This window comes from Dietzia maris (assembly GCF_014144855.1).
GTDB lineage: Bacteria > Actinomycetota > Actinomycetes > Mycobacteriales > Mycobacteriaceae > Dietzia > Dietzia kunjamensis.
Genome location: NZ_JAALDN010000200.1, coordinates 1 through 6,692, shown reverse-complemented (window position 1 = coordinate 6,692; position 6,692 = coordinate 1). Strand labels below are relative to the sequence as shown.

Genomic DNA, 6,692 nt, shown 5'->3' with positions numbered 1-6,692 from the left:
GCGGCGCCGGGGTCGGCCACCACCGCGTCGGCCGACAGGTCCGGGGCGACACCGTCCGGGGTGAACGCGGTGTTCTCCCCGGCCTCGATGGCGGCGGCCCGGTCCCGCGGGTCGATCGACCCGTCGGGCAGGGGGGTGGCGTCGAGCGGGTCCAGCATGCCGGCGTTCGCGTCGGGCTCGACCAGGACGCGGTCGGCGAGCATGCAGGGGTTGCCGGCGAGCGCGGACACGTTCCCGGCGGCGATGGTGTAGGCCGGGTACTGCTTGTGGATTCCCTTGGCGAACGAGGCGAACGAGAAGACCACCAGCAGTCCCGCGACCACCGCGATGGGGGCGGCGGCGAAGGTCCGCACCCGGCGACGACCCTCCGAGGTGCGGGGCGCGTGCTCACCGATGTAGTCACGACGGAGGTGCTGCCAGCCGGCGTAGGCGAACGTGAGCACGGCCAGGGCGAGCAGCACAGTGGCGGCGTCGATGCCGCGGACGCTGGGTGCCTTGTCCCACCACGGGATGCCGTAACTGGAGACGTACCACCAACCGTTGGGGCCCGCGAAGGCGAGCGCGACCACCACGAGGATGACGCCCAGGAACAACGTGCGGTTGCGGGCCGTCCGGACGGCGGACGCGGAGATCGCGAGGGCGCCCAACGCGGCGATCGCCCCGCCGATGCCGGCGTACACACCGAAGTGGTGGGTCCACTTGGTGGGCGAGAACATCATGAAGAAGGCGGTGCCCACGACCACGCCGACCAGGCGCCAGACCGGTCCCGAGGCTGCGCCGGGCACCTTGCCGCGGCGCAGCATGGTGCCGATCACCAGCGCCAGGCACAGCAGCACGAGCAGGACCGGCAGGCGGCGGGCGAGGGACCCGTCCACCGTGGGGATCATCAGGTAGTAGTAGCGGACGAATTCCTCGAACCAGTTGAGGTTGGGGCCGATCTCGCCGCGGACGCGGATGGCCTCGAGGACGGCGGCGAGGTTCTGGACGCCGAAGACGACGATGAGCACCATGGTGCCGGAGGCCAGCACCGGGGCGATCAGGGCGAGGTACGAGCCGATCCGGCGGCCGCGCACGACCACGGTGCGGACGACCGCCCGCAGCCCCATGATGAGGGCGGCGACGGCCATGAGGCCGGTGGGGCCGGTGGCCAGTGAGAACGAGGCGATGATCACCGCGATCGCGAACGGGAGCATCCGGCGCGTGGCTATCGCCCGTTCGACGGAGACCCAGGTGAGCAGGGCCCCCAGCGCGATGACGGGCTCGGGCCGCAGGCCGTTGTTGAACGCCATCCAGAACGCGAGGAACACGGCGGCGGCGCTCCAGAGCACCACCGGGGTGGTGCGGGCGGCCCGGCCGAGGCGTGGCAGGACCTCGCGGCTGATGACCAGCCAGCAGAGGATGGCCGCGACGAGCGCGGGCAGGCGCATCCACGGGCTGGCGGTGGAGACCTGTGCGAACAGCGTGAGCAGGTCGTAGTAGGGGGAGCCGAAGGGCGACTCGGGGACCCCGTACCAGCGGTAGTAGTTGGCCATGTACCCGGCCGGGTCGGCGGCGCGGGCCATCGTGAGGATGTAGCCGTCGTCGGAGGTGTTGCCGCCGATGAAGTGCCAGATGCCGAGTGTGCCGATCACGACGACGTCGGGCGGCCGGATCTTGAACCAGCCGCGCGGCAGGAAGCGACGGGCGCGCCGGCCGTCGGTCTGGTCGAGTGCGTGCAGGGCCCACAGGGCGACCGCGGTGGCCAGCAGGCCGATCACGATGGCGGCCCACTTGAGGGCGGTGGGGTCGGTGGTGAACCGGGAGTCGACCTCCACGGTGGCGCCGAGACCGTCGGGCACGGCGGTGTCCGAGGGCAGGTCGGTGTAGACGCCCACCACCATCGGGCGCAGGTCCTCGGCGTCCACCCTGCGGGTGGCCGCGGGATCGTCCATCCCCTCGAACGCCGCCTCCACGTAAGTGGGGGCCGCGACGACGCTGAGCCGTGTGCAGTCGCCGGCCTCCACGCGGTCTCGCGGTGCGGAGACGATCACCCGGTTGCGCGAGATCACGTCGACCGTCTCGGCGGAGGCGCGCACGAACAGTGCGCGGTCGCCGGCCTCCTCGCCGCCGGCGGGCGCGGTGGCCAGCAGGATGCCCCCGTCCTCCGGGAGATCCGCGACCAGGGTGCACGGTGCGGAGGCGGTGAACCGCTGCGGCGAGTGCGCCATGAGCGGGGCGGTGACCGAGTCGACGGACCCGTTCTGCGGCCACTGCACGGTCGAGGTCGTCTGCTCGACCGGCAGGAACGGCAGGGAGAGGAAGCACAGGGTCCCCAGGAGCCCGCTGACTATCGAGATGAGACGGAGTCGCTTGACGCGGGAGTCGGCGGCGACCGAGCCGGCCACCGGGCCGGTGGCCGGGGCGGTTTCCGGGGACGGGGCCGGCGAGGAGTCTGACACGACGACCGATTCTAGGCGACGATCACTTCATCGGACCCGGCGTGGTCCAGCCCCACCGCAACTCGCTGCCGCGGACCAGTTCGGCCGGACTCGCCTGCGGGTCCAGAGGTTCGAACCGCTGGAGCGAACCCCAGTCCCTCGACCAGTCGTGGTCGAGGTAGGTGGGGACCGTGATCGCCTCGACCGTCTGGGTGGTCCACAGCAGGGGTCCGCCGCCGCCGGCGCTCTGCCACCAGTTCGCGGCGGAGGAGGATTCCCGGTCGGCGAGGATGCGGTATCGGGGGATCTCCGCCACGCCACCGTTGTGCACGAACGGCCGCTGGCACGGGAACGCCAGTGCCACCACCCAGTCGACGAGCACCGGGTCGGTGTGGCCGACGACCTCGTCGAGGGTGCGCAGGCGCGGGTTCCGTGGTGGGGTCACAGCGAGCCACTGGTCGGGATCGAGGTTGCCGTCGGCGGCGACCACGCGGACGACCTCGGCCTCGGCGGGGATCGACTCGAGCGGGATGCGCAGGTTGCGCCAGGCGGGGGCCGGCCCGATGTCGATGGGGGACATGGACCCCATGACCTCGAAATCGGTGGGTCCGGCGGGGCCGACCCGGCCGGGGCGTCCGTACTCGATCCGCAGGTCGCCGCTCCCGATCCGGCCGGCGGCGGCCATGACGAGTAGCGGCCGGTTGGGGCTGCGGGCGGGCAGTTGGTACCAGGCGCTGGTGAGTTCGGCGGCGACCTGCGGCCCGCGCCGGTACGAACCGAGGACGGGAGTGGTGTCCGGGTCGAGGCCGAAGGGCAGGGCCACGGTGGAGCCGTTGACGGTCACGGCGCCGCGGCCACCGGTGGTGCCGGCGTCCACGCCGTCGCCGGGGTCGCGCTCACCGGTCTCGGACGTCGCCAGGGAGCCGGAGGCCTCGGTGCTGTCGACGGTGATGGAGTCCGGCAGACCGTTGGGGGCGAAGCCGTTGACCACGCCGGCCCCGAGGGAGATCTCCGGCCCGGCCCCGATGGCGCCGAGCAGGCCGTCGTTGGAGTCCTCCTCGACCAGCACCGAGTCGGCCAGTGCGCAGGGTTCGCCGGCCAGGGCGCGCATGTTGCCGCGCCCGACCGTGTAGGCCGGGGTCTGGGCGAACACGGCGATGACCGCGGAGGACAGTTCGAAGATCACCACGGAGAACGCGACGACCGTCAGCGGGGCGCCGCCGATCCCGGCGCGCCGGCGCGGGCGGGCCGTGTCCCCGGAGCCGCCGTCCCGCCGTCGCGACGCGGGGGTGTCGGCGTGCGTGCGCAGGAAGGGCACCGCCTGTCTGATGCGGACGCGGAGGGCGGCGCCGGGGTCGTCGGGCAGGATCCCGGAGTGGATGAGCCCGGCGATGAGCAGGCACACGAAGCCGCCGACGAACGCGACGTACTGGATCTGCACCCCGCCGATGGCGGGGAAGGAGTCCGAGAAGGGGATGCCGTAGTCGGAGACGTACCACCAGGTGTTGTCGGTGGCGGTGGAGAGTCCGACGACGAGGCACAGCGCCGCCCACACCAGCCAGCGGTTCCGGCTCAGCGACACCGTCGAGGAGCGCAGCGCGATCACGGCCAGCACCGCCAGGGCTCCGGCCAGTCCGGCGAACACCCCGAAGTGGTGGGTCCATTTGGTGGGCGTGAACACGAGGAACAGCAACGATCCCGCGATCACGCCGATCAGCCGGCGGGACGGCCCCGCGGCGGCGCCGGGGATCCGCCCACGCCGCAGCATCACGGCCGAGACGAGCACGAGGCACATGAGCATGAGCAGGACGGGGAAGCGCCGGGCGACCCCGCCGTCGGCGGAGACCCCGAACAGTGCCTCCCAGCGTTCCTTCTCCCCGTACCAGGGCAGACTCGGACCGAGCTCGGTGCGGATGCGGGTGGCCTCGAGGACCGCGGCCAGGGTCTGGTCGGCGAACACGGTGTAGAGCAGTGCGAGGCCCACCGCCAGCACGGGTCCGAGGATCGCCGCCCATCCGACCACCTGCGCGCGGCGGCGCACCATGCGGACGAACTCGCGTGCGCCGGCGGCCAGCGCCGCCACGCACATCAGCCCGGTCGGGCCGGCACCGAGGGAGAACGCGGCCACACCGATCGCCGCGACGCCCGGCACGAGGCGGCGGGTGGCGATGGACCGCTCCACCAGCGACCAGGTGAGCAGGGCGCCCAGCGCGATCACGGGCTCGGGCCGCAGCCCGTTGTTGAACGCCATCCAGAACGCGAGGAACAGGGCGGCCCCCGTCCAGCGCGGTCCGCGCCAGGTGCGGGCGAGTCTGCCCAACCGTGGGACGACCTCCCGGCTGATGATGAGCCACGACAGGATTCCGCACACCAGGGTTGGCAGGCGCATCCACGGACTGGCCGTGGACACCTCGGCGAACACCCGCAGGATCTCGTAGTACCACCCCACCGGGGACTCGGGGGAGCCGAGCCAGCGGTAGTAGTTGGCCATGTATCCGCTGGGCCCGGCGGAGCGGGCCATGGTCAGCAGGTAGCCGTCGTCGGAGGTGTTGGCGCCCACGAGGTGCCAGAAACCCAGGACGCCGATCACCACGCCGTCGACCCCGGACAGTCGCGACCAGGACCGGGGCACGAACCGTCGACCCGAGCGGCCGTCGATGCCGTCGAGGCGGTGCAGGAACACCACAGACGCGAGGGTGGCAAGGACGCCGATCACCATCAGCACCAGCTTGAGCAGCGTGGGGCTGGACGAGTAGCGGGAGTCGACGGTCACCTCCACCGTCGACTCACCGAGCCCGTCGGGTGCGGTCGCGGCCGTGAGGTCGGTGAAGACGCCGGTGACCTGCGGCCGCATGCTTCCGGGCACGGCGGCGCGCACGGCGTCGTCGGCGTCGTCGGGGTCCCGTTCGAGGCCGGTGAACTCGGCGGTGAGGATCCCGGTCTCGGCGCGCACGTGCAGCGTCTCGCACGCGGGGTCGCGCAGGGTCGACAACGGCACGGACAGCAGCGTGATGTTGCGGACCGCGACCTCGATGACGGGATCGCCCGCGGCGTCCCGGACGCGTTGGACGACCAGCCCGTCGGAGATCCGCCCGGGGGCGTCCTGCGGGAGGGTGGAGAACACGATCGTGTTCTCCGGCACCTGTGCCAGCGGCGCGCAGGGGGCGGTGATCGTCAGGTCGAGCGGCCGCCCGGAGACCAGGGGCGCGGTGACCGGGGCGTAGTCGGGCCCGGCCGTCCACTGCACACGGGTGGTGTCCTGGTCGACGGGCAGTATCCCGGCGAGGACGGCGAGGAACGCACCGAGGAACCCGGTGATGATCGCCCACCGGCGGTGGCGGTCCATTCCGGGGTAGGGGTGCAGTCCGAGGGGACGCTCACGGTCGGTGTCGCGCACCTCGTCGTCGTCACCCCCTGGAACGGTCCCTGCGTCCGGGCCGTCACCGGACCGGCGACCGCCACCCGCTCCCCGCGTCGTCACCACGTGATCACCGCACCACGATCACGGCGAACGGGCCCACGTCGTGGACCTCGAAGTGGGGGCCCTCGACGGCCTCGGCGGGGATGGTGACGCCGAACCGTCGCACGTTGGGGTCGTTGGGGTAGGTGTCCTCGGCCAGGCGCAGTGCGTATCCGTCGCCCGACCGGCGGGTGACGATCGCGTCGGGGCCGCGCCACGGGGTCTGGTCCATCATGGCGTGCAGCTCGGCGCCGCTGGTGGCGTCCTCCCACCGGAGCATGGCCTCGTTGCGGTCGGCGTACCGCCCCAGGGGGTTGGCGTAGTGGGAGGTTACGGCCTGGTAGGCCAGGTACGGGTGGTAGGCGAGGAAGGCATCGGCGGTGCTGACGACGACGAGGTCGGTCCGCCTCCGGCCGGGGAACGCCTCCCGGATGGTCTCGTCGACCTCGGCGTAGTGGGACTCGGGCCCGGGCGGGTAGCGGTCCGCCCGCTCTCCGTGACCGTCGGTGTCGGTGTAGGCCAGCCGGATCTCCTCGTGCAGGTGATCGGGGATGCCCTGAGCGTGGGCGAGTGCGGCCAGTGAGGCCAGGACCCCCACCACCGCGGTGGCCCGGCGACGCCGGTCGGCCGCCTCCGCAGCGGGCCGGTCGGTGCCGTTCTGGCGCCCGGCGAGGCGCACGGCGAGGCCGGCGACATCGGTGATCGCGAAGACGCCCGCCACCACGAGCAGACCGATGAGCACCGGTTCGAGGCGGAAACCGAGCATGGTGGTGCCCAGGACGGTGATCGCCATCGAGGCCAGGCACCACAGGTAG

3 protein-coding genes are annotated in these 6,692 nt (G+C 72.5%); all 3 read right to left on the bottom strand.

Going from position 1 to position 6,692, the window contains the following annotated elements; genetic code table 11:
* Window positions 1-2,438 (bottom strand): arabinosyltransferase domain-containing protein (locus G6024_RS07235; protein WP_235027800.1); only part of this gene is annotated, 2,438 nt, incomplete at its 3' end.
* 22 nt (window positions 2,439-2,460) lie between these two features.
* Window positions 2,461-5,814, bottom strand: a complete 3,354-nt coding sequence (locus G6024_RS07230) for an arabinosyltransferase domain-containing protein (RefSeq protein WP_235027799.1) — start codon at window positions 5,812-5,814, stop codon at window positions 2,461-2,463.
* Window positions 5,815-5,905: 91 nt separating this feature from the next.
* Window positions 5,906-6,692, bottom strand: a 787-nt coding sequence (locus G6024_RS07225; RefSeq protein WP_182640331.1) for an arabinofuranosyltransferase, incomplete at its 5' end; no start/stop codon positions are given.